The following is a 23,144-nucleotide window of genomic DNA, read 5'->3' on the forward strand; positions in this document are numbered from 1 at the left end:
GCCTTTATTTAAACTGTTTGAGGAAACGCAGATCGTTTTCGAAGAATGCGCGCAAATCGGTAACGCCATAACGCAGCATGGTCAGACGCTCCATCCCCATGCCAAATGCGAAGCCGGAGTAAACTTCCGGATCGATTCCAACATTACGCAGTACGTTTGGATGCACCATGCCGCAGCCCAGCACTTCCAGCCATTTGCCGTTTTTACCCATTACATCGACTTCTGCAGACGGCTCAGTGAACGGGAAGTAAGACGGGCGGAAACGAATCTGCAGATCTTCTTCAAAGAAGTTACGCAGGAAGTCATGCAGTGTGCCTTTCAGGTTAGTAAAGCTGATGTTTTTATCCACGATCAGCCCTTCCATCTGATGGAACATTGGGGTATGCGTTTGGTCGTAGTCGTTACGGTAAACGCGTCCGGGGGCGATGATACGGATTGGCGGCTGCTGATTTTCCATGGTACGAATCTGCACACCAGAGGTCTGGGTACGCAGCAAACGCGTCGCGTCAAACCAGAAAGTATCGTGATCCGCACGTGCCGGGTGATGACCCGGAATATTCAGCGCGTCAAAGTTATGATAATCGTCTTCAATTTCCGGGCCGGTGGCGACGGTAAAGCCGAGCTCCCCGAAGAAACTCTCGATACGATCGATCGTACGGGTTACCGGGTGCAATCCCCCATTCTCCACGCGACGACCCGGCAGGGAGACATCGATGGTTTCGGCAGCCAGACGCGCATTCAGCGCAGCATTTTCCAGATCCGATTTACGGGCATTCAGCGCTTGCTGAACCTGCTCTTTTGCTTCATTGATCACTGCCCCGGCAGCCGGGCGCTCTTCTGGCGGCAGCTCACGCAGGGTGGTCATCTGAAGGGTCAGGTGCCCTTTTTTGCCCAGGTATTCGACGCGGACGTTGTCCAGAGCGGCGACATCTGAAGCATCGTTAATGGCTGCCTTCGCACTGGCAACCAGCTCTGCGAGATGTGACATGGTTTTCCTCGTTATATGACGATATTTACAAACGGCAGATACAAAAAAAGCCTCCACAGGGAGGCTTTCTGGCGCTGTTTTCCGTTTCTTCTTTCACGCGCTAGCCTCCCGGATTCAGGTGCTAAAGTAAAAAAAGAAGCGGAAAATAGCAGCATTCATGCTTGCGTTACCTTAACAGGGTAAGTGGCGGCGATGGGCTATTGAAAACACATCACTGCAAAATGTCAATGTATTGATAATGTTAAAGCAAAAGAGGGAGCCAGGCTCCCTCTCTTAAACTGGCTTATGCCAGAGCTGCTTTCGCTTTTTCAACCAGTGCAGAGAATGCCACTTTGTCGAATACGGCGATGTCAGCCAGGATCTTACGGTCGATTTCAACAGAGGCTTTTTTCAGGCCATTGATGAATTTGCTGTAAGAGATACCGTTCTGACGTGCTGCTGCGTTGATACGTGCAATCCACAGTTGACGGAACTGACGCTTTTTCTGACGACGGTCACGATAAGCGTACTGACCAGCTTTGATAACAGCCTGGAAGGCAACACGGTAAACGCGTGAACGCGCGCCGTAGTAACCTTTAGCTTGTTTCAAAATTTTCTTATGACGTGCACGTGCAATCACACCACGTTTTACGCGAGCCATATGCTCTCTCCTGTATCTATATTCTTAAAAAAAGTTAAAAGGTTAACGACTTATGCGTACGGCAGGCACGCGATTACCAGACCCAGATCGCCTTTGGAAACCATGGCTTTCGGGCGCAGGTGACGTTTACGCTTAGTAGCTTTTTTGGTCAGAATATGACGCAGGTTAGCGTGCTTGTGCTTAAAACCACCTTTACCGGTTTTTTTGAAGCGCTTAGCAGCACCGCGTACGGTCTTAATTTTTGGCATTTTTTAACTTCCACTTCGCATTGTTAATAAACGAAACAAAGGCGAACTAAACCCGTGAGCCTGTGGCCCACAGGTTTAATTACTTGATGGCCTTACTGTTTCTTCTTCGGAGCAAGCACCATAATCATCTGGCGGCCTTCGATCTTCGTTGGGAAGGATTCGACAACTGCCAGCTCATTCAGATCGTCTTTCACGCGATTAAGCACTTCCATACCGATCTGTTGGTGGGCCATTTCACGACCACGGAAACGCAGTGTGATCTTGGCCTTATCGCCCTCTTCGAGAAAGCGAATCAGGCTGCGGAGTTTTACCTGATAGTCGCCTTCATCTGTACCAGGTCGGAATTTAATTTCCTTAACCTGAATAACTTTTTGCTTCTTCTTCTGTTCCTTAGAAGATTTGCTCTTTTCATAGAGGAACTTGCCGTAATCCATTATACGGCAAACGGGCGGCTCGGCGTTAGGGCTAATTTCAACTAAATCAACCCCGGCTTCTTCAGCTTTTTCCAGAGCTTCTCTCAGACTCACAATACCAAGCTGCTCGCCTTCCAGACCTGTTAAGCGAACTTCCAGGGCGCGAATTTCGCCATTGATACGATTGGGACGCGCCGTTTGAACTCGTTTTCCGCCTTTAATACTTTATTCCTCCAATTGTTGAAGACTGCGGCTGCGAATCTCTTGCTGCAGCTGCTCGATAACATCATTTACGTCCAGGCTCCCCAGGTCTTTACCACGGCGGGTACGCACGGCAACTTTGCCGGCCTCAACCTCTTTGTCACCGCAAACCAGCATATAAGGGACGCGACGTAAAGTGTGCTCGCGGATTTTAAAGCCTATCTTCTCGTTTCTCAAGTCTGCTTTTACACGAATGCCCGCATTTTGCAGTTTACGCGTCAATTCGTTAACGTATTCAGACTGTGAATCGGTGATATTCATGACCACTACCTGCACCGGCGCCAGCCAGGTCGGGAAGAAGCCAGCGAACTCTTCAGTCAGGATGCCGATAAAGCGCTCCAGAGAACCAAGAATCGCGCGGTGAATCATCACCGGAACCTGACGTTCGTTGCTTTCGCCTACATAAGAGGCGTTCAGACGAGCCGGCAGGGAGAAATCAAGCTGTACTGTACCGCACTGCCATGCACGATCGAGGCAGTCATATAAGGTAAATTCAATTTTCGGACCGTAGAATGCGCCTTCACCCAGTTGGAATTCAAACGGGATATTGTTCTCTTCCAGCGCAACTGCCAAATCCGCCTCAGCACGATCCCACATCTCATCGCTACCGATACGTTTTTCCGGACGAGTAGAGAGTTTGACGACGATTTTCTCAAAACCGAAGGTGCTGTACATATCGTAGACTAAACGAATACATGCGTTCACTTCATCACGCACCTGTTCTTCCGTACAGAAGATATGGGCGTCATCCTGAGTGAAGCCACGTACGCGCATCAAACCATGCAGCGCGCCTGATGGTTCATTGCGATGGCAGCTACCGAACTCAGCCATACGCAGCGGCAGATCGCGGTAGGATTTTAAGCCCTGGTTGAAAATCTGTACGTGACCCGGGCAGTTCATCGGCTTGATGCAGTATTCACGGTTCTCGGAAGACGTCGTAAACATCGCATCTTTGTAGTTGTCCCAGTGGCCGGTTTTTTCCCACAGCACACGGTCCATCATGAACGGGCCTTTCACTTCCTGATACTGGTACTCTTTCAGCTTAGAGCGAACAAATGTTTCCAGTTCACGGAAGATAGTCCAGCCATCGTTATGCCAGAAAACCATACCCGGAGCCTCTTCCTGCATATGATACAGGTCGAGTTGCTTACCGATTTTACGGTGATCGCGTTTTGCCGCTTCTTCCAGGCGTTGCAGATAGGCATTCAGCGCTTTTTTATCTGCCCACGCGGTGCCGTAGATACGCTGCAACATCTTGTTGTTGCTGTCGCCGCGCCAGTAAGCCCCTGCTGTTTTCATCAGTTTGAAGTGATGACAGAAACGCATGTTCGGCACGTGCGGACCGCGGCACATGTCGATGTATTCCTGGTGATGATACAAGCCCGGCTTGTCATCATGCGCAATGTTTTCATCAAGGATGGAGACTTTATAGTTTTCGCCGCGTTTGACAAAGGTCTCGCGCGCTTCCTGCCAGCTCACTTTTTTCTTGATGACGTCGTAGTTGGTTTCGGCGAGCTCATGCATACGCTTTTCAAGCGCGTCGATGTCTTCCTGGGTCAGGGTGTGGTCAAGATCAACGTCATAATAGAAGCCGTTATCAATAACCGGGCCAATCGCCATTTTGGTATTCGGCCACAATTGCTTGATCGCATGGCCTAACAGGTGCGCACAGGAGTGACGGATAATTTCCAGACCATCGTCATCTTTAGCGGTGATGATGGCGAGGTTGGCGTCACTGTTGATTACATCAGAAGCATCAACCAGTTCGCCATTAACGCGCCCAGCGATACAGGCTTTCGCCAGTCCCGGACCGATATCCAGCGCAACATCCATAGGGCTTACGGCGTGGTCGTAATGGCGTTGGCTGCCATCAGGAAGAGTAATTACAGGCATTTCATTTCCTTATTTGCAGTGGTGCCCCACACGAAAGAGCACATACAAAATTAAATAATGTATTTATATCAGCACGTTAAGAATGTTTATTTGCTTCACTCTGCAAACTGTGCACACCAGAATGTACGAAAGCCTGGCTGTGCCCATCCCCACCTGTTGATAACGCCCCACAATAGTACACGGCATCGCGGCGACATAAAAGCGTGAACAGAATCATATTCCTGGCGTACATCGCAGGGATCATGCCAGTCACGTCATCATGGCGCGATAACAACAATAAATTCGCCGTCAATGACGTTCCCATAATACGGACAATTATACCACTCAGCCGTTTTATATGCGCTACCGCAAAAAATATAACGAATTCACATTTCATCCATCATATCCTCAATTTCACATGATGAAATCAAGCGAAAAAATATTCATCGTTTTACTGTAATAACTAACAAACCTGACTGAATCATTTTTACCGTCTTGTGATCTCATTAGAACAAATGACGGGAGTGTTTATTGTGAATAAGGAAAAGAGTAATCATGATGCAACACACAGCAATAGAAATGCCTGTCGGCAAATTTAAAAAACTAAGAGCACTCAACAGACGGCGTAATTATCTTATAAAAAAAATACGTATGCTGTTACGCATTTATATTGCAAAAATGCTATGGGACAGTCCTGCCCGAAGCGAACTGAATTTAATCTCAGCGAGAAAAGTTCTGTTGATGCGCAACGAAGGAGCAATCGGCGATGTCGTCGTCGATTCCGCACTGGTTAAATGTCTGCACGAGTCAGGATATATCGTTGATTTTCTGCTGACAAAATCAAACAGCCAGGTAATGCGCTATAATCCCCGCATTCGCCATATTTACGAGGCAGAGGATGTCACTTCTGCCAGCTACCTCAAAAAATTCACCCATAATGTCCCCCGTTCTGTGATTACTGAGTTAGCCAGTAATAAATACGATATTGTTATCGACCCCTCCCTTTTTGATATTCCGGTACATCGGTTGTTGTTATTAAGGCAAATAAATGCCAAAGCAGTATTAGGATTTAACAAATGGCCCTCTATTAACCATTATACAAAATCCTTTGATTTTGATTGCGCAAACTTGCATGTCAGCAAAACCTTTTCCTGCATCGCTGACTGCATGCAGTTAGATAAAAAACAACTGGAAACTTATGACCTGCATATCCCACAGGATATTTATGCTGAGACACAACAATTTCTGGCAGCCATCGAAGGCCGTAAGATTATCATTAATATCTTTGCCGGTAATGAGGATCGCTGCTTATCCCAGACTCAGCTTGCAGTAATTATTGAACAGTTGCAGATCGCGTATCCTGCGGTAAATATTATTTTGCTCGATCACCGTAAAGAGATCCACCTGCCACTCCCCGACAAAGTCGTCATAAATCCCTTTAAAACCCTGCATCATGCAATGGCTCTTATTGCGCAAGCCGATCTGATTATCTCGCCCGATACTTCGATCGTGCATATGGCGGCAGCCTGGCAGAAACCGCTCATTGCTATCTACAAAGATGTACGGCTCAACAATCAGCTTTGGGCGCCGGGATACGAAAACGCAAGGCAGATCATCATCAAATGTGGAAAGGTGCATCAAAAGCAGGATATCGCCAGTTTAATCATGGCGGAAATTGATCCCGCCCGATTGAGATAACGCATTTCCTACGTGAGTTGTCAGTTCACAGCAACTGGCAATTCAGTAAGTTAGCTCCCGATACCTTCACATCAGCGGCAACCTCCCACCACGTTTTCGGCCTGCCGCAGAAAAAAACGTACAAAATGGAATTTCCGGGATATAACAGCAAGTGAGTGCTTTTTATTCACTCCAGCGTGGCAGCTCCGCACGTCTGAAAACAGGATATCCATAACCGGCAGTGATGATTGTTATTGTGAAAAAATGTTTCAAAATTAATCGCATAGCATGCGTTTAATCTGATTTTTAGTGGCCACCTTGACACAACAGTACCACTGGCAGTCTAGTTGGCTTCCCATTAACATCTAACTCAATGATAAAGCATGGCAATCGTTTATCCCGTTATCATTATCGCGCTCCTTGCGATCATTATTTTTTCGTTTTATAAGCACCGCAGCATGAAATCAGCAAGAAGCTTACCGGGTCGTCATAAAAAGCGGCGCTGACGGCGCCAGGCTGCTTTGAAGGACAAACTCGCACTCACAAAAGGCACGCGCAAGCGTGCCTTTCTTCATTATTTATCAGGATTGATACCCCAACGCGCGAATCACTGTTTCCATTGCTTCCTGCGTTAATGCAGAACGCGTAACTCGCTTATTTGCCAGCATCGTTCTGACCACGCCAGCAATGACAACATGCTTTGGCTCCTGTCCCAGATCGCGCATCTCGAGCACTACCTTCCCCACCACCCGGCACATCTCCTCGTATAATGCCTCATCTTTGGAATTCCCCATTGTTCCTCCGGTTGTTGTGGTTTTTTGCCTGGCTTAATCGGTATCAGGATAGGGATAAACACTCCCTTTGTAACCTCCTGCAGACAACTTCCTTCACTTTCAATCGGATGCACATATATTAAACTGACTTGTAAATTTACCTTAAAGTTACCTGCCTCCACTGCCGATGAATGATTCATTAGAAGCACGGATAAGTTAGCTCAGCGATGCAGACGATTAATTACAATGAAATGGTCGGTCTCAATCTGTCCACCCGCCAGAAAACGGCATCAGCATTACAGGAATCTATTGCACGATTATCGTCTGGATTGCGCATCAACGGTGCGAAAGACGACGCTGCAGGCCAGGCGATTGTTAACCGCATGCGCGCCAATGTTAATTCGGATACCGTGATTTCACGCGGGCTTGACGATGCCATGAGTATGGCGCAAACCGCCGAAGACAGCCTGGGTACCGTCGGTGAATTGTTGATCCGAGCGAAAAGCCTGGCCATCCAGTCCGGTAACAGTACGTTGTCGGTAAGTGACCGGGAAAGTTTGCATGCTGAATATCAAGAAATTCTTGAAAATATTCAGTACCTTTCAGAAAACACAGAGATTTTTGGTCGCTACCCGCTGGCCACCGACACCCCGGATCTGCCGCCAGAGTTAATCGGTAATGTTCCGCCACTGGACACGAAATTTCCCGTTGCAGGAACGAATTACACATTCAGCTCGGGAATTGTTTCTCTGGCGTATATTCCCGCGGGGGCGAAGGATATCACCCTCACTATTGATTCATTGGGACTTGACGATGACATTCAGCTCTTCACGCGCGATGGCAAGCACCTTGCCGGTACGCCGATCGACGGTACCGATCCGGATTACACCTGGAAAAGCCGCGGTATTACCACCCCGGCAAAAGCGACCAGCCGCGTACTGACCGAGGCCAACGGTTTTGAGGCAGGTGCAATCTATGATGATTCATTATTGATAGAAGGAGGTTCCAGTTGGGTGCTGAATGGCAGCGCAACGCTTAATTACGACGGCATGACCATCCGATACAGCGGTGATGGCGATCGCTACGAATCCGGCAAAGCCTACAACGACGGCAGTAATGGTTCCAACCGGCTGGAACGAATCAAAATAGATAACGTTACGGAAGATTTGGTGGTGATGATTGTCGGTAGCGGCTCGTTTACCAGTAACCTGAACTGGGGCACCCTGCCCACGCCAAAAATCACGCCCGCCGAACCGCCAAAGCAGAGTTTTCCCTGGGAGGTGGTCACCAGTGCAAATTTTGATGGCGAGGTGGGTGCCGTTACGATGCCGACCACGCCGGCCGATCTGAAATCGTTGGGGTTACTGAATACCGATATTCGTTCGATGGCGACCGCTGGTGATGCGATGGGAACACTCGATAGCGCGCTGGAGAAAGTCAGTCACTATCGTTCTCAGTACGGTGCGTTCATTAATCGCTTTGAATCGTCAAAATCAGTGCTGGCGCAACAAAATATGGCCACACAGGCGGCAAAAAGCCGCATTGAAGACGCAGATTATGCACTGGAAATCAGCAAGATGGTGAAAGCACAAATATTACAACAGGGGCAGGATGCCGTACTCAAAGTGGCAAATCAGTCGGCAGAAAATATTTTATCTTTGTTGCGGAGTTAAACAGACAACCTATTTAACACCTGTAGTTCTTTAAATATCACCGTCAGTTTTCGTCAATGTTTAATAAAATACAGAGCGCTAATTTTACATTAGGGGATAATTGCAAAAACCGGTACTACACTCTCCGGTTTTTCAAAGTTAATGAATTAACTAAGAATCTACTTAATTCCATTCACCAGCAACCAGCGTATGCGCATCAAACGCCTGATCGTTGGTTCCGTGAGTAGATTGTGCGACCGGCACCATATTGGAGCCCGCTTCAATGTTAGTGATATTCGTGTTGCTCTGGCTGGCTGAAGTAGCAGACTGAGCCGCGAAGACGCCAAAAGAGAGTGCGGAAAGCACCACGGCAACTGCGGCAGTTTTGATTGTTTTCATAATTGAGTTCTCTTTCTGTAATACGAACATTATTTGCTGGGCCGTTTTTCCGCCCGTAAAACCAGTGTAGATCTGGATCACACTTTTGCCCAGTCAATTTATTTATCCATTCGTGTCAAATAAACTGAATATGTGTCCAGGTAATTAATTATGAAGACAATATGGAGAGAGGGATTTACTTAAATAAAACTGAATATAAGGCGCGATAAAATAGCACAAATAAACAAAAACAGTGGGCCGGAATTTCCGGCCCGGCGTATTACATTTTATAACCTAACGTAACCGTCGTTCTGCGATCGGTATGATCCGGCGCAGTTGAAGGCGGCTGGGAGTTCCAGGTCAGGTAATAACCTACTTTCAACGCGAAATGGGCATTGATAGCCACTTCCAGCGCTGTTTCTGAGTTCACTGTGGTGTCATCCGCGCCAAACACAGACACACCCTGCGTGAATTTGGTGGTGTCAGTCACTTGCCAGGTATAAGTACCGGATGCATAACCCAGCGCGGTGGTTTTGGTGTTGTCATCGGTGTACTTGTCGTAACGTACACCAGGACCGAATTCAAAGCGCAGGCTATGAACCGGGCCATTCAGGAACTGACGACCATAACCGGCGGTAAATACATCACGATCCTGATAACCGTTATAGCGATCGGTCAACCAACTGGCCTGGCCGAAAATATAGTCATAATCCGTCAGGTTATAACGACTACGGCCGCCAACGGCGTATTTCTCAGACGAACGAACATCGTTCGATGAGGTATTACTGGCGTTGCCCCACAGAGACCAGGCCGTGGTATTGCCGTACCAGGTCAGGGTGGAATCGGCAGTCAAAGAGGAGCTCTTTGTGTTGCCGGACTGCGCCAGATAGCCGCCGTTCACGCTACCTTCAAACGGGTGTTTCGCGGTGGATGGGTCATCCATGACAGTAAAAACGGTATCATCTGCGGCAGCATTCATTGCCGCAAATACGCCCGCGACCAGTGCAAACGCGGGTACTGTCTTCAAAAGCTTCATTTTTTTAGAGTCCGAACAGCAAAAAAAAGAGACCATCACGGTCCCGGAAACTTTCATCAGGATCAACGACTAACGTTCCAAAGAAAGGTAACAAATTATAAAAAGGCCGCTTAAACATATCAATGAAATATTATTGGAATTTTTGAATAAGAGAGATCTCAAAAACTACAAAATGGTTATTAATCCTCTAAGCCAGGTTAATCGATATCATATTTAAATCAGGCTGTTATTTCCTTTCCCTCCGCTGGATTCAGTGCCAGGCTTACTGCAACCGAAGAAAAAGGAGGTCATCATGGTCGCGATTTATACTTTGACGCTGGCACCTTCACTGGACAGCGCAACATTAACGCCGCAGATTTATCCAGAAGGGAAACTGCGCTGCACTTCACCTGTTTTTGAGCCCGGCGGCGGCGGCATTAATGTCGCAAGGGCCATTACCCATCTTGGTGGTAAAGCCACAGCGATTTTTCCGGCCGGTGGCGCAACCGGCGAACACCTGACTGCGCTGTTAGCAGATGAAAACGTGCCAACCATTAGCGTCGACGCCAACGACTGGACACGGCAGAACCTGCATGTTCACGTTGAATCCAGCGGCGAGCAGTACCGCTTTGTCATGCCGGGTGCCAGCCTCAGTGAAGATGAATTTCGCCAGATCGAAGAAAAAGTGCTCACCATTGAGCCAGGCGCATTGCTGGTGGTGAGCGGCAGTCTGCCGCCAGGCATTACCGTCGGGAAACTGACACAACTGATTAAAACCGCACAGCAGCATGGGCTGCGCTGCATCGTTGACAGTTCCGGCGAAGCCCTTAGCGCTGCGCTGGCTATCGGCAACATCGAACTGGTCAAACCGAATCAGAAAGAGCTAAGCGCGCTGGTGGGCCGGGAGTTGACCCAGCCGGATGATGTGCGCAAAGCCGCACAGGAGATTGTTGATAGCGGTAAAGCGCTGCGCGTTGTCGTATCGCTGGGCCCTCAGGGTGCGCTGGCCGTCGATGCGAACCAGTGTGTGCAGGTCGTGCCGCCGCCGATGAAAAGCCAGAGTACGGTAGGCGCTGGCGACAGTATGGTGGGTGCGATGACGCTAAAACTGGCGCACGACGCGCCGCTGGACGATATGGTCCGTTACGGTGTTGCTGCCGGGAGCGCCGCCACGATCAACCATGGTACTCGCCTGTGTGCGCTGGCCGACACGCAAAAGATCTACGACTATTTGCGCAATGCCTGAGAATCGACAAATAGCGCCTGACGACTATGCTAAAAAAACCTTCAGGATTACAACGAGGTGATATATGAGCAGCGACGGCATCACGCGCTACGTGGTAGTGGTGAAATTTCATGAGCAAAGCCTGGCCGAAATCAACGAGCTAAATAACCACTTTACACGTGCAGGTTTCCTGCTCACGATGACCGATGAAGATGGCAATGTTCACGATCTGGGCACCAACACCTTCGGGCTCATCAGTGCGCTCAGTGAACAGGAAGTGCTTGAACTCGCCCGTGGATTAGCCACCGCCGCGGTGGCTGAAGAGGCTGATATCACCATCAGCACCTGGGAGGCATGGCAGCAAAAAGAGCATTAAGTGCCATGGCGCACCGCCTGTCCCGCAGGTGTGCGTTACGTCGTATTTTTTCACAGCTTTAGTGCGCTAACCTTATGATCTGGCTGATTACATGGGAGAGACATCATGTGGCAAGCGATAAGTGGTCTGTTACGCGAACAACTGGGAAGTGGCGAGATTGAGCAGCGGGATGAGCTGCCAGGCGGCGAAATCCATGCTGCATGGCATGTCCGTTACGCGGGTCGCGATCTTTTCGTAAAATGCGATGAACGTGAACTGTTGCCTATTTTTACCGCCGAAGCCGATCAGCTCGCGCTGTTGGCGCGCAGTAATACGGTAAAGGTGCCGACGGTATGGGCGGTGGGTAGCGATCGCGATTACAGCTTTCTGGTCATGGAGTATCTCCCTGCCCGCCCGCTGGATGCGCACAACGCGTTTCTGCTAGGTCAGCAACTGGCGCGTCTGCACCAGTGGAGCGATCAACCGCAGTTTGGCCTCGATTTTGATAACGATCTTTCCACCACGCCGCAGCCCAACGCCTGGCAGCGCCGCTGGTCAACGTTTTTTGCCGAACAGCGTATTGGCTGGCAACTGGAGCTGGCGGCGGAAAAAGGCATGGAGTTCGGCAATATCGACGCCATTGTCGAGCATGTCCAGCAGCGCCTTAGCTCTCACCAGCCGCAGCCGTCCTTACTGCATGGCGATCTGTGGTCCGATAACTGCGCGCTGGGGCCAGACGGTCCTTATATTTACGATCCGGCCTGTTACTGGGGCGATCGTGAGTGCGATCTGGCGATGTTGCCGCTGCATCCGGATCAGCCGCCGCAGATTTACGACGGCTACCAGTCAGTCTCACCGTTGCCCCTCGATTTCCCCGAACGTCAGCCGATCTACCAGCTTTATACACTCTTCAACCGGGCCATTCTTTTTGGCGGCGAACATCTGCTGAACGCGCAAAAAGCGCTCGATCGCGTACTGGCAGCGTAGAACAGACAAGCCCGGGAGCATTATCGCTTTCGGGCTTGTTACCGCTTACAGAAAGCCCAGCAGTGAAAAGAAGAAGTAGCCTGCGATAATCACAATCACCGGCAACACATAAAGTGGGAAAATTTGCAGCAGAATGGTGTGGTGCGGCACGACGATGCGCGCTTCGATCTGCTCGCGAGACAACCCTTCCGGCCCTTTGGCTTGTTCAAGAATCATCTGGTTTTCCACCCCTTCTCGCAGAAAACGCGCCTGGCGGCTCATGCGCGCGCCGGAGGCCTGCAACGCCAGACCAACAAAGATCAGCGCGTAGATAAGCCAGAACACAATGTTCAGGCTCTGGTGGAAGTCGGGCGTCGGCGAGTTGTACCAGAAAAGGTTAAGAAAAGGCGTATTAAAACGCATCATCTCAATCATGACATGCGCAAAATCCAGCATCACGGCGTTAATGCCTGGCTGTTTTTCACTGTGGTCATACATAAATTTCAGTACGGAAATGACTGTCGAAATTACGGTCGGAATAAAAATCACCCAACCCAGAACGCGTTTCAGAATAGCGATGCGTCCAGCTTGTTGATACGTCATGGATTCCCCTTGTAAGTGACGCACTGTTTCCGCCTTAGTCTACCTGCTGATAATCATTTTCGCCTGATCTTTAAAGTCGGTATGATGAACGTTTAACCATACTTACCGTTTATTCCCCGGCGACATGCCATAAAAAAGAGAGGTTTTATGACAGCTCCGCGTCAAATTCTTGCTGCCATTTTTGATATGGATGGGTTGCTTATCGACTCCGAGCCACTCTGGGATCGCGCCGAACTGGAGGTTGTGGCAAGCCTGGGCGTGGACATTAACCGACGTCATGAATTGCCCGATACCCTCGGTCTGCGCATCGATATGGTGGTGGAACTCTGGTACGCGCAGCAACCGTGGAATGGCCCGGATCGCAAAGAAGTGACCGAACGCATTATTCAGCGCGCAATTTCGCTGGTTGAAGAGAAACGCCCGCTGCTGCCTGGCGTGCGCGAAGCCATTGCGTTGTGTAAAGCCAGCGGCCTGCTGGTCGGGCTGGCCTCCGCATCGCCGCTGCATATGCTGGAAAAAGTGCTGGCAATGTTTGAACTGCGCGACAGCTTTGATGCGCTGGCCTCGGCAGAAAACCTCCCCTACAGCAAACCGCACCCGCAGGTGTACCTGGATTGTGCCGCCAAACTGGGCGTTGATCCGCTGACCTGTGTGGCGCTGGAAGATTCCGTCAATGGCATGATCGCCAGCAAAGCAGCGCGGATGCGCTCGATTGTGGTACCGGATGAAGAACACCGCGCCGATCCGCGTTATGTGCTGGCTAACGTTAAGCTCACCAGCCTCGAACAGCTCACGCTTGCCCATCTTATCGGCTAATTCCACCGGGGCAGCCGCTTTTGCTGCCCCTTTGTTTTATTTTTGAAACATCATTTCATTTTATTTGTATTTTTCTTGCCCACCTTCTATTCTGATCTTCAGGCGCTGATGCCCTGTTACAACAATAATGATTACGCCGGAGAGAACATGATACTGGATGCCTTTAAGCTTGCAGGTAGAGTGGCCATTGTGACCGGGTGCGATACCGGTCTGGGTCAGGGAATGACGTTAGGGCTTGCGGAGGCGGGCTGCGATATTGTCGGCGTGGGCCGAAAAATTCCACTCGACACGGCCGAACGCGTTCAGGCTCTCGGGCGTCGTTTTGTTTCTGTGCAGGCGGATCTGCGCCATCAGCACGGGCTTGATGACATTGTTAATCAGACGGTGAACCAGATGGGCCGGGTAGATATTCTGGTGAATAACGCTGGCGCCATTCGACGCTGCGACGCCCTCGATTTCAGCGAGCAGGACTGGGATGACGTCATGAACCTGAACCTGAAAACGGTCTTCTTTCTGTCGCAGGCCGTTGCGAGGCAATTTATCGCCCAGGGCAACGGCGGCAAAATTATTAATATTGCCTCGATGCTCTCTTTCCAGGGCGGCATCCGCGTGCCTTCTTATACTGCGTCGAAAAGCGGCGTGATGGGGCTGACCCGACTGTTGGCCAATGAGTGGGCGCCGCACCAGATTAACGTCAACGCCATCGCGCCAGGCTATATGGCGACCAATAATACCCAGCAACTGCGGGAAGATGCCGAACGCAGCCAGGAGATACTCGATCGCATTCCCGCCGGGCGCTGGGGCGAGCCCGAAGATTTGAAAGGCGCAGCGGTGTTTCTCGCTTCACAGGCATCCGATTACATCAATGGCTTCACCCTTGCCGTCGATGGCGGCTGGCTGGCGCGCTAATCTGACAGGATTGTGACAAAGAGTTACAACGTCACCTCTTCCGCCTACTGTATAAACATCCTATACTGTATGCATCGACAGTTTAGTGAGTTTGATCATGACGGCGGAAGGACACCTGCTTTTCTCCATTGCCTGCGCGGTGTTTGCCAAAAATGCCGAGTTAACACCTGTCCTTGCTCAGGGTGACTGGTGGCATATTGTTCCGTCGGCCATTCTTACCTGCCTGTTACCGGACATCGATCACCCGAAATCCTTCCTCGGCCAGCGTCTGAAGTGGATATCAAAACCGGTGGCGCGAGCCTTCGGTCATCGGGGCTTTACGCACAGCCTGCTGGCGGTTTTTCTCTCACTCGCCCTGTTTACGCTAAAAGTCCCGGAAAGCTGGATTGTCCCTGCGGATGCATTGCAGGGAATGGTGGTGGGCTATTTGAGCCATATCCTTGCAGATATGCTGACGCCTGCGGGCGTGCCGCTGTTATGGCCTTGTCGCTGGCGCTTTCGCCTGCCGATCCTGGTGCCGCAAAAAGGCAATCAACTGGAGCGCGTATTATGTATGGCGCTGTTCACCTGGGCGGTGTGGATGCCGCAATCGTTGCCCGAAAGCGGTGCAGTTCGCTGGTCATCACAGATGATAAACTCGCTGCAAAATCAGTTTAATCGCTTTATTCATCCACAATCCGGCCATTAAACCAGCAATTCCCCTGCTTTTTGCATAAAACATTCCATTTGGATATAAGGCCACCCCGGCACTTCTGCTAACCTTGCGCCACTGGATTAACCGGCAAGGTTGACCGAATAATGAAATCAGGAGAACGGGGATGAATCTTCCATTAATCGCGAACGTCGTTGTGTTCGTGGCATTGCTGTTTTTGCTGGCGCAGGCCCGCCACAAACAGTGGAGCCTGGCCAAAAAAGTGCTGGTCGGCTTAGGGCTTGGCGTGGTCTTCGGCCTGGCGCTACAGGCTATCTATGGTGCTGACAGCCCGGTACTGAAAGCCTCTATCCAGTGGTTTAACGTGGTTGGAAACGGCTATGTTCAACTGCTGCAAATGATCGTAATGCCGCTGGTATTCGCCTCTATTTTAAGCGCCGTCGCGCGCCTGCATAACGCCTCCCAGTTGGGTAAAATCAGCTTCTTAACCATCGGCACACTGCTGTTTACTACGCTGATTGCCGCACTGGTCGGGGTGCTGGTGACTAACCTGTTTGGCCTGACCGCCGAAGGACTGGTGCAGGGAACAGCGGAAACGGCGCGTCTGAATGCCATCCAGAGCAATTATGTCGGTAAAGTGGCCGATCTGACCGTACCGCAACTGCTGCTCTCTTTCGTGCCGAAAAACCCGTTTGCCGATCTGACCGGCGCGAATCCGACCTCGATCATCAGCATCGTAATTTTTGCCGCTTTCCTCGGCGTCGCCGCGCTGAAATTGCTGAAAGATGACGCACCGAAAGGCCAGCGCGTGCTGACCGCTATCGACACGCTGCAAAGCTGGGTGATGAAACTGGTGCGTCTGGTGATGCAGCTTACGCCGTATGGTGTACTGGCGCTGATGACCAAAGTCGTGGCGGGCTCCAACATTCAGGACATCATCAAACTGGGCAGCTTTGTTATCGCCTCCTATCTTGGCCTCGGCATTATGTTTGTCGTGCACGGCCTGCTGCTGGGCGTTAACGGCGTCAGCCCGCTGAAATTCTTCCGCAAAGTATGGCCGGTGCTGACCTTTGCCTTTACCAGCCGTTCCAGCGCGGCGTCAATTCCGCTGAACGTCGAAGCACAAACCCGCCGTCTGGGCGTGCCGGAATCGATCGCCAGCTTCTCGGCCTCTTTCGGTGCAACGATTGGTCAGAATGGCTGTGCGGGTCTCTATCCGGCAATGCTCGCTGTCATGGTGGCGCCCACCGTCGGCATTAACCCGCTGGATCCGTTGTGGATTGCCACGCTGGTCGGGATTGTCACCGTCAGCTCCGCCGGTGTCGCGGGTGTCGGCGGCGGCGCAACATTTGCCGCGCTGATTGTACTGCCAGCCATGGGCCTGCCGGTCACGCTGGTTGCGTTGCTGATCTCCGTTGAACCGCTGATTGATATGGGTCGTACCGCGCTGAATGTGAGTGGTTCCATGACCGCCGGGACGCTGACCAGCCAGTGGCTGAAGCAAACCGACAAAGCTATTCTGGAGAGCGAAGACGACGCCGAACTGGCGCATCGTTAAGCCAAAGACGACAAGGCGGGGAATCTCCCCGCCTTTTTTATATCTCATCGCTTTTTGCTATCCAGCGCAGCAATCAACGTTTTTGCCAGCGCATGATCCGAGAAAGGGTTTTGCCCGGTAATCAGCTCCCGGTCCGTCACGACATTGGCCTGCCAGGCGTTGGCAAATGCCATCTTGCCTCCTGCTTGCGCCATCGCCTGCGCCGGGTAATAACGCAACTTCGCCCCTTTCAACGACGTTTCAAAGGCCTGCTCTTCGGCATCGGAAAAAATCGTCATCTTATAGCCCGCATAAATCCAGTTTTTCGCCGCCGCTGGCGCGCCCGCAATCAGCCCCTGCTCAAACGTCTGCGGCTGCTCCTGCGCCGCCAGCAGCGCAATCGGCCCATGACAGATAGCCGCCGTCGGTTTACCGCTGCGGTGGAACTGACGCAGCAGCGCACCAACATCCGCATTCCCCGGCAGATCGATCAATGGGGCGTGCCCGCCAGGAATAAAGATCCCCGCATAACTCTCCGTTCCCTGCGCCAGAACCTGTTTAAGCGATTTAACGTTACCTTCGGCAGTCAGTGTGTCCACAACGCTCTTAATGCGCTGCATTTCTTGCGGGTTATTAGCGAAATACATCGGGTCGATCGAGTGCTCATCCGGTAGCGGCTTATTGCCTTTGGGGGTGACAATCGTCAGCGAATATCCGGCCTTGAGCAACGCATCGGCGGGCACACCAAATTCATTAAGGTAAAAGCCGGAAGCATAACTTTTCCCCTCTTGCAGCGGCAGCGCGGTCTCGCTGGAGAGCAGCACCAGTACATTGCCTTTCGATGCGGCATAGGTGGTCACGCTGGTAGCCAGCGCAATAACAGCAAGCAAACCCTGTAGCAGTTTTTTCATGGTTGGTTCCCGATAGGTTAACAGTGCGAGAAATGTACTGGTTCACTTCCTGTAAATAAATTAACCTGAAAGAACTTTATTGATTACATCAGAGAATAAATGTCACGGTCATTCGAGTCAGTTCAACTGGGCAGTATCGAGCTTTTCTGCAAGGCAGCAGAGAGCGGTAGTTTCACTGCGGCGGCAGAAGCACTGGGGATCACGCCAGCCTCGGTTAGCCGGACGATTAGTCGGCTGGAAACACGGCTTGGCGTCAGGTTGTTTAATCGCACCACCCGCAGCGTAAAATTGACCAGCGATGGCGAATTGTATCGCGCTCAGTGCCAGCAGGCGCTGGATCAGATTGCCGAAGCAGAACGCGCACTAACCGGACAACAGCGCCGCCCGCAAGGCGTACTGCGGGTCAGCGTCGGAACGGTGTACGGGCATCACCGCATCGTACCGTTGCTACCGGCGTTTATGGCGGCATACCCGGATATCGAGGTCGAACTTAACATTTCGAACCGCAATATAGATTTTATTGAGGACGGCTACGATCTGGCCATTCGGATGGGAGAACCGAAAGACTCCCGCGTCGTGGCACGCAAGCTGGAAGATGCCAGCGTCGGCGTCTTTGCATCGCCAGCGTATCTGGCAAATCACACGCGCCCGCAGACGCTGGATGCCCTGCGCCAGCACGATTTAATCCAGTTTATTTTACCCAGCACGGGCCGCCCGGTGGCGTGGATTTTCCGCAACGCGCAGGGTGAAAACCAGGATTTCAGTTTCACCAGTCGCCGCAGGGTCCACGAAGATGTGCTGGCGGGTGTGGGCTGGGCGATGGCGGGCGGCGGACTCTTTCAGATCTACCATTTTGTGGCGGCACAGGCAGTGGCGGAAGGACGGCTGGAAGAAGTGATGCAGGAGATGGCTGGCCGTTCGCGTCCGTTCTATCTTCTTTACCCGCAAAACCGGCATCTTTCAGCCAGAGTCAGAGCGTTTGCCGATTATCTTGTCACCGCGCTCCGCCAGCCGTAGCGCCAGAATTACTCTTCGTCGAGTTCGTCCTGCTGGCGCATCTGCGTCGCCCAGCGTTGGGCCGCTTCAGGGACGCTGAAAACCGGTGAACGGTGAAAATTTTCCCCCATCAGCACGAAAGCGACATATTTACCGCGCAGCAGCCAGACATCGCGATACCCGTCCACTTTTTCGGCATGATCGGGCGGAGCGGGTTCAACCCGCGGGACATAGCTGATAACGACTCGGTTTTGTTGGCGAAGAGTTTTCATAAGCGATGCATTCACTAAAGACAAAATCTACAGACATGAAAGACCTATCATAGCCGATTGTTACCCCGCCCGTCGCCTCTGGCGCACTTTTCTCCGCTTTTTCATCGAACCGCCATCTGCCGGGCTGGCGGGCAGCAACAGGACAATGTTCTATAGTTAGAGGGGTTTTGCCATAACAACGACCATTTTTCAGTAATGAAAACAGGAGACGAGTTCAATGTCGCAACAGAAAAAAGCCCCCCAACATGCCCCGGTACATGATGCCAACGAATCCCGCCCCGGGCTGGATTCCCTCGCGCCAGAAGACAATTCTCACCGCCCTTCCCCGAAGCCCACTGCGCCTGGTGAACAGCCAACCGCGCCGGGGAGCCTGAAAGCGCCGGATACGTCCAACGACAAACTGAACGCGCTTGAGCCTTTCCGTAAGGGCAGTGAGAATTTTCCACTTACCACCAATCAAGGGGTGCGCATCGCCGACGATCAAAACTCCCTGCGCGCCGGAACCCGTGGCCCCACTCTGCTGGAAGATTTCATTCTGCGGGAGAAGATTACCCATTTTGACCATGAACGCATTCCGGAACGGATCGTGCACGCGCGTGGTTCAGCGGCGCACGGCTATTTTCAGCCCTATCGCAGCCTGAGCGATATCACCAAAGCCGATTTCCTCTCCGATCCAGAGAAAATCACGCCGGTTTTTGTCCGCTTCTCCACAGTGCAGGGCGGTGCCGGTTCGGCAGATACCGTGCGCGACATCCGTGGTTTTGCCACCAAGTTTTATACCGAAGAGGGCATTTTTGATCTGGTGGGCAACAACACGCCGATCTTTTTTATTCAGGATGCGCATAAATTCCCGGATTTTGTTCATGCCGTAAAACCGGAACCGCACTGGGCAATCCCGCAGGGGCAAAGCGCCCATGACACCTTCTGGGATTACGTCTCTTTGCAACCGGAGACGCTGCACAACGTGATGTGGGCGATGTCGGATCGCGGCATTCCACGCAGCTATCGCACCATGGAAGGCTTCGGCATTCATACCTTCCGGCTGATTAACGCCGAAGGCAAAGCGACCTTTGTGCGCTTCCACTGGAAACCACTGGCGGGCAAGGCGTCTCTGGTGTGGGATGAGGCGCAAAAACTGACCGGACGCGATCCGGACTTCCATCGTCGCGAGTTGTGGGAAGCCATTGAAGCGGGCGACTACCCGGAATATGAACTGGGGCTGCAACTGATCCCTGAAGAAGACGAGTTCAAATTTGATTTTGACCTGCTGGATCCGACCAAACTGATCCCGGAAGAACTGGTGCCAGTGCAACGCGTGGGCAAGATGGTGCTCAACCGGAACCCGGATAATTTCTTTACCGAAAACGAGCAGGCCGCGTTCCATCCGGGGCATATCGTTCCGGGACTGGACTTCACCAATGACCCCCTCTTGCAGGGGCGTCTGTTCTCCTACACGGATACACAAATCAGCCGTCTCGGCGGGCCAAACTTCCATGAAATCCCGATTAATCGCCCTACCTGCCCGTATCACAATTTCCAGCGCGACGGCATGCACCGCATGGATATTGATACCAACCCGGCCAATTATGAACCGAACTCGATCAACGATAACTGGCCGCGGGAAACACCGCCGGGCCCGAAACGCGGCGGGTTTGAAACGTATCAGGAGCGTGTTGAAGGCCATAAAATCCGCGAGCGCAGCGCCTCTTTTGCCGAGTATTATGCCCATCCACGGCTTTTCTGGCTTAGCCAGACGCCTTTTGAGCAGCGCCATATCATCGATGCATTCAGCTTTGAGCTCAGTAAAGTGGCGCGCGCCTATATTCGCGAACGCGTTGTTGATCAACTGGCGCATATCGACGTTCATCTGGCGCAGGGCGTTGCCGAAAACCTCGGGATTACGCTCAGCGATGAACAGTGCAATATCGCTCCGCCACCGGACGTTAACGGCCTGAAAAAAGATCCGGCGCTAAGCCTGTATGCAGTTCCGGACGGCAGCGTCAAAGGCCGGGTAGTAGCTATCCTGCTGCATGATAACGTCAGCGCTGCCGATGTACTGAACGTGCTGCAAGGGCTTCAGGCAAAAGGCGTGCACAGCAAACTGCTGTATGCCCGCATGGGTGAAGTGACCGCTGATGACGGCTCCAGCCTGCCGGTGGCGGCAACATTTGCCGGATCACCTTCGCTGACAGTGGACGGTGTGATCGTCCCCGGTGGCGACGTGAGCGAGCTTTTACAAAATGGGGATGCGAAATACTACCTGCTGGAGGCGTATAAGCATCTGAAAACCATTGCGCTGCTGGGTGATGCGCGTCAGTTCAAAGCGCTGCTGGGCGTCGATGCGCAGGGGGAAGACGGTATTGTGGAAGCCGACTCAGCCTCATCGATACTGGTGGATGATTTCCTCACCCACCTTGCCGCGCACCGGGTGTGGTCACGAATCGGCAAGATTGACAGCATACCGGCATGAGATAAAAAAACCGGCCATCAGGCCGGTTTTTTTAATGCTCAGGCAAAAATAAATTACTGCTTAGTTTGCGGGTCGGTATCGTACTCGGCGCAAGTTTGATAACCGGAATTCATCACGTGGCCAGTTTCATCAAGTGCCACAAAGTAAGTTTCGGTTTTACCGTCACGTTGACCCAGAATATAGGTCTGGCAGGTACCGCGCGCATGAATCATGGTGACTTCAGAAGAAGGACGACCTGCAATCTGCATCACCTGCTGGCGGCTCATGCCTTTTTTCACATCTTTCACAACCGGCTGCGTGACCTGATCTTTTGCGCGATCGTAGGCAGTACACCCTGCCAGCATGGTCAGTACAGCGGCGGTGCCCAGAATTCCTGCGATGTTCTTATTCATATTCCATCCTCTTTAGTATCCGCTTGTGTATCAGCGTGTTATCTAAGCCTGGAATATAAAAGTGCATTTTTCAACTATGGGTTACCGATGGCATATCTTTCGGAAAAATCTAATGAAAGTGACATAAGCTGCTAAAACGCAGCAAATTGCGCCACTCAGATCTGTGATCCTTGTCGTTTTACCGCCAAAGGGTTAATTTGGCTCTATATTAGCTATTTGCAACCTGCCAGGCAGGATTACATAACGGAGGGGTAAATGACTCTGCAACAAGAGATTATTCAGGCGCTGGGCGTGAAGCCGAGCATCAACGCCGAAGAAGAAGTTCGCCGCAGCGTGGATTTTCTGAAAACCTATCTGAAGACGTTTCCCTTTATTAAATCGCTGGTGCTCGGCATCAGCGGCGGCCAGGATTCCACGCTGACCGGCAAAATCAGCCAGTTGGCTATCAGCGAACTGCGCGCGGAAACCGGCGATGAAGCGTATCAGTTTATCGCGGTGCGTCTGCCTTACGGCGCGCAGGCAGACGAGCAAGATTGCCAGGATGCCATTGGTTTTATCCAGCCGGATCGCGTATTGACCGTGAACATCAAAGGCGCAGTGCTGGCGAGCGAACAGGCGCTGCGTGATGCTGGCATCGAGCTGAGCGATTTTGTTCGCGGCAACGAGAAGGCCCGTGAACGTATGAAAGCACAGTACAGTATCGCTGGCATGACCAAAGGCGTGGTGGTCGGCACCGATCACGCTGCTGAAGCGGTAACCGGCTTCTTCACCAAATATGGCGATGGCGGCACCGACATCAACCCAATTTTCCGTCTGAATAAACGTCAGGGGAAACAACTGTTGGCGTATCTGGGCTGCCCGGAACATCTCTACAAGAAAGCGCCAACGGCGGATCTGGAAGACGATCGCCCATCGCTGCCTGATGAAGCTGCGCTGGGTGTTACCTACGAAAATATCGATGATTATCTGGAAGGCAAAACGCTGGATGCCGGTATCGCCAAAATCATCGAAGGCTGGTATCTGAAAACCGAACACAAACGCCGCCCGCCGATCACCGTTTTCGATGACTTCTGGAAAAAATAATTTCTGAAACTCATCATGATCTTATCAGGCCTGCCCGCCG

25 protein-coding genes and 1 other annotated feature are annotated in these 23,144 nt (G+C 51.7%); of the genes, 12 read left to right on the forward strand and 13 right to left on the reverse strand.

Features of this window, described 5'->3' with window-relative positions:
* Positions 1-4 precede the first annotated feature (4 nt).
* The 6 genes from pheS to thrS all read right to left on the reverse strand — a co-directional run bounded on the left by pheS (position 5) and on the right by thrS (position 4,443).
* On the reverse strand, positions 5-988 hold the full coding sequence (gene pheS / locus CWM66_RS02340; RefSeq protein WP_007374647.1) for a phenylalanine--tRNA ligase subunit alpha: 984 nt from the start codon (positions 986-988) through the stop codon (positions 5-7).
* 40 nt (positions 989-1,028) lie between these two features.
* Positions 1,029-1,152: a sequence feature (Phe leader region), on the reverse strand.
* Positions 1,103-1,147, reverse strand: a complete 45-nt coding sequence (gene pheM, locus CWM66_RS02345) for a pheST operon leader peptide PheM (RefSeq protein ID WP_001386830.1) — start codon at positions 1,145-1,147, stop codon at positions 1,103-1,105. (Overlaps the previous feature by 45 nt.)
* A gap of 119 nt (positions 1,153-1,271) precedes the next feature.
* Positions 1,272-1,628 carry a 50S ribosomal protein L20 gene (gene rplT / locus CWM66_RS02350; protein WP_007374646.1) on the reverse strand — a complete coding sequence of 119 codons (357 nt, stop codon included), beginning with the start codon at positions 1,626-1,628 and terminating at the stop codon, positions 1,272-1,274.
* A 50-nt stretch (positions 1,629-1,678) separates the two neighbouring features.
* Positions 1,679-1,876: a 50S ribosomal protein L35 gene (gene rpmI / locus CWM66_RS02355; protein ID WP_001124225.1), complete on the reverse strand. Its 198-nt coding sequence runs from the start codon at positions 1,874-1,876 to the stop codon at positions 1,679-1,681.
* Between the two features lie 92 nt (positions 1,877-1,968).
* Entirely contained in the window at positions 1,969-2,511 is a 543-nt protein-coding gene (infC, locus tag CWM66_RS02360) for a translation initiation factor IF-3 (RefSeq protein WP_071532057.1), read from the reverse strand.
* Between the two features lie 3 nt (positions 2,512-2,514).
* Positions 2,515-4,443 (reverse strand): threonine--tRNA ligase, encoded by a 1,929-nt coding sequence (thrS, locus tag CWM66_RS02365; protein WP_007374644.1) that lies wholly within the window; start codon positions 4,441-4,443, stop codon positions 2,515-2,517.
* Positions 4,444-4,977: 534 nt separating this feature from the next.
* Between thrS and CWM66_RS02375 the strand changes: the two genes are divergently transcribed.
* Positions 4,978-6,120: a glycosyltransferase family 9 protein gene (locus tag CWM66_RS02375; RefSeq protein WP_007374643.1), complete on the forward strand. Its 1,143-nt coding sequence runs from the start codon at positions 4,978-4,980 to the stop codon at positions 6,118-6,120.
* Between the two features lie 560 nt (positions 6,121-6,680).
* On the opposite strand, the gene fumD is transcribed toward CWM66_RS02375, so the two are convergent.
* Positions 6,681-6,893 carry a fumarate hydratase FumD gene (fumD, locus tag CWM66_RS02380; RefSeq protein WP_035886110.1) on the reverse strand — a complete coding sequence of 71 codons (213 nt, stop codon included), beginning with the start codon at positions 6,891-6,893 and terminating at the stop codon, positions 6,681-6,683.
* A 206-nt stretch (positions 6,894-7,099) separates the two neighbouring features.
* Between fumD and CWM66_RS02385 the strand changes: the two genes are divergently transcribed.
* Complete coding sequence (locus CWM66_RS02385; RefSeq protein ID WP_107146212.1) at positions 7,100-8,545, forward strand: flagellin; 1,446 nt, start codon at positions 7,100-7,102, stop codon at positions 8,543-8,545.
* Positions 8,546-8,707: 162 nt separating this feature from the next.
* Here the strand turns inward: CWM66_RS02385 and CWM66_RS02390 are convergent, their stop codons facing one another.
* Together CWM66_RS02390 and CWM66_RS02395 are read right to left on the reverse strand one after the other, a co-directional pair.
* A complete protein-coding gene (locus CWM66_RS02390; protein ID WP_035943610.1) occupies positions 8,708-8,923 on the reverse strand; it encodes a hypothetical protein in 216 nt (71 codons plus the stop codon).
* Positions 8,924-9,182: 259 nt separating this feature from the next.
* Positions 9,183-9,938, reverse strand: coding sequence for a YdiY family protein (locus CWM66_RS02395; RefSeq protein ID WP_007374637.1), 756 nt, complete (start codon positions 9,936-9,938; stop codon positions 9,183-9,185).
* A 292-nt stretch (positions 9,939-10,230) separates the two neighbouring features.
* On the opposite strand from CWM66_RS02395, the gene pfkB reads away from it, so the two are divergent.
* The 3 genes from pfkB (at position 10,231) to CWM66_RS02410 (ending at position 12,484) form a co-directional block, all read left to right on the forward strand.
* Positions 10,231-11,163, forward strand: a complete 933-nt coding sequence (gene pfkB, locus CWM66_RS02400; protein WP_035886113.1) for a 6-phosphofructokinase II — start codon at positions 10,231-10,233, stop codon at positions 11,161-11,163.
* Between the two features lie 64 nt (positions 11,164-11,227).
* Positions 11,228-11,518 carry a type V toxin-antitoxin system endoribonuclease antitoxin GhoS gene (gene ghoS, locus CWM66_RS02405; protein ID WP_090397033.1) on the forward strand — a complete coding sequence of 97 codons (291 nt, stop codon included), beginning with the start codon at positions 11,228-11,230 and terminating at the stop codon, positions 11,516-11,518.
* Between the two features lie 105 nt (positions 11,519-11,623).
* Positions 11,624-12,484 carry a fructosamine kinase family protein gene (locus tag CWM66_RS02410; protein WP_007374634.1) on the forward strand — a complete coding sequence of 287 codons (861 nt, stop codon included), beginning with the start codon at positions 11,624-11,626 and terminating at the stop codon, positions 12,482-12,484.
* Between the two features lie 45 nt (positions 12,485-12,529).
* On the opposite strand, the gene CWM66_RS02415 is transcribed toward CWM66_RS02410, so the two are convergent.
* Positions 12,530-13,066 (reverse strand): YniB family protein, encoded by a 537-nt coding sequence (locus CWM66_RS02415; protein ID WP_007374633.1) that lies wholly within the window; start codon positions 13,064-13,066, stop codon positions 12,530-12,532.
* 147 nt (positions 13,067-13,213) lie between these two features.
* On the opposite strand from CWM66_RS02415, the gene hxpB reads away from it, so the two are divergent.
* From hxpB to CWM66_RS02435, 4 genes are all read left to right on the forward strand, one after another.
* Positions 13,214-13,882 carry a hexitol phosphatase HxpB gene (gene hxpB, locus CWM66_RS02420; protein ID WP_107146213.1) on the forward strand — a complete coding sequence of 223 codons (669 nt, stop codon included), beginning with the start codon at positions 13,214-13,216 and terminating at the stop codon, positions 13,880-13,882.
* 147 nt (positions 13,883-14,029) lie between these two features.
* Entirely contained in the window at positions 14,030-14,791 is a 762-nt protein-coding gene (kduD, locus tag CWM66_RS02425) for a 2-dehydro-3-deoxy-D-gluconate 5-dehydrogenase KduD (RefSeq protein ID WP_007374631.1), read from the forward strand.
* Positions 14,792-14,888: 97 nt separating this feature from the next.
* Positions 14,889-15,479 (forward strand): metal-dependent hydrolase, encoded by a 591-nt coding sequence (locus CWM66_RS02430; RefSeq protein WP_007374630.1) that lies wholly within the window; start codon positions 14,889-14,891, stop codon positions 15,477-15,479.
* A 130-nt stretch (positions 15,480-15,609) separates the two neighbouring features.
* Entirely contained in the window at positions 15,610-17,001 is a 1,392-nt protein-coding gene (locus CWM66_RS02435; RefSeq protein ID WP_035886115.1) for an L-cystine transporter, read from the forward strand.
* Between the two features lie 44 nt (positions 17,002-17,045).
* Here the strand turns inward: CWM66_RS02435 and CWM66_RS02440 are convergent, their stop codons facing one another.
* Complete coding sequence (locus CWM66_RS02440) at positions 17,046-17,891, reverse strand: type 1 glutamine amidotransferase domain-containing protein (RefSeq protein WP_007374628.1); 846 nt, start codon at positions 17,889-17,891, stop codon at positions 17,046-17,048.
* Between the two features lie 99 nt (positions 17,892-17,990).
* Between CWM66_RS02440 and CWM66_RS02445 the strand changes: the two genes are divergently transcribed.
* The gene (locus CWM66_RS02445) at positions 17,991-18,908 is read left to right on the forward strand and encodes a LysR family transcriptional regulator (RefSeq protein WP_007374627.1); all 918 of its coding nucleotides are present in this window, start codon (positions 17,991-17,993) and stop codon (positions 18,906-18,908) included.
* Positions 18,909-18,916: 8 nt separating this feature from the next.
* On the opposite strand, the gene cedA is transcribed toward CWM66_RS02445, so the two are convergent.
* On the reverse strand, positions 18,917-19,174 hold the full coding sequence (cedA, locus tag CWM66_RS02450) for a cell division activator CedA (RefSeq protein ID WP_071532056.1): 258 nt from the start codon (positions 19,172-19,174) through the stop codon (positions 18,917-18,919).
* A gap of 202 nt (positions 19,175-19,376) precedes the next feature.
* On the opposite strand from cedA, the gene katE reads away from it, so the two are divergent.
* Entirely contained in the window at positions 19,377-21,629 is a 2,253-nt protein-coding gene (gene katE / locus CWM66_RS02455; RefSeq protein WP_107146214.1) for a catalase HPII, read from the forward strand.
* 53 nt (positions 21,630-21,682) lie between these two features.
* Here the strand turns inward: katE and osmE are convergent, their stop codons facing one another.
* On the reverse strand, positions 21,683-22,021 hold the full coding sequence (osmE, locus tag CWM66_RS02460; protein ID WP_007374624.1) for an osmotically-inducible lipoprotein OsmE: 339 nt from the start codon (positions 22,019-22,021) through the stop codon (positions 21,683-21,685).
* 255 nt (positions 22,022-22,276) lie between these two features.
* Between osmE and nadE the strand changes: the two genes are divergently transcribed.
* The gene (gene nadE, locus CWM66_RS02465; protein ID WP_007374623.1) at positions 22,277-23,104 is read left to right on the forward strand and encodes an ammonia-dependent NAD(+) synthetase; all 828 of its coding nucleotides are present in this window, start codon (positions 22,277-22,279) and stop codon (positions 23,102-23,104) included.
* Positions 23,105-23,144: the final 40 nt, after the last annotated feature.

It is taken from the genome of Kosakonia sp. H7A (assembly GCF_003028445.1).
In the GTDB taxonomy this organism is placed as follows: domain Bacteria; phylum Pseudomonadota; class Gammaproteobacteria; order Enterobacterales; family Enterobacteriaceae; genus Kosakonia; species Kosakonia radicincitans.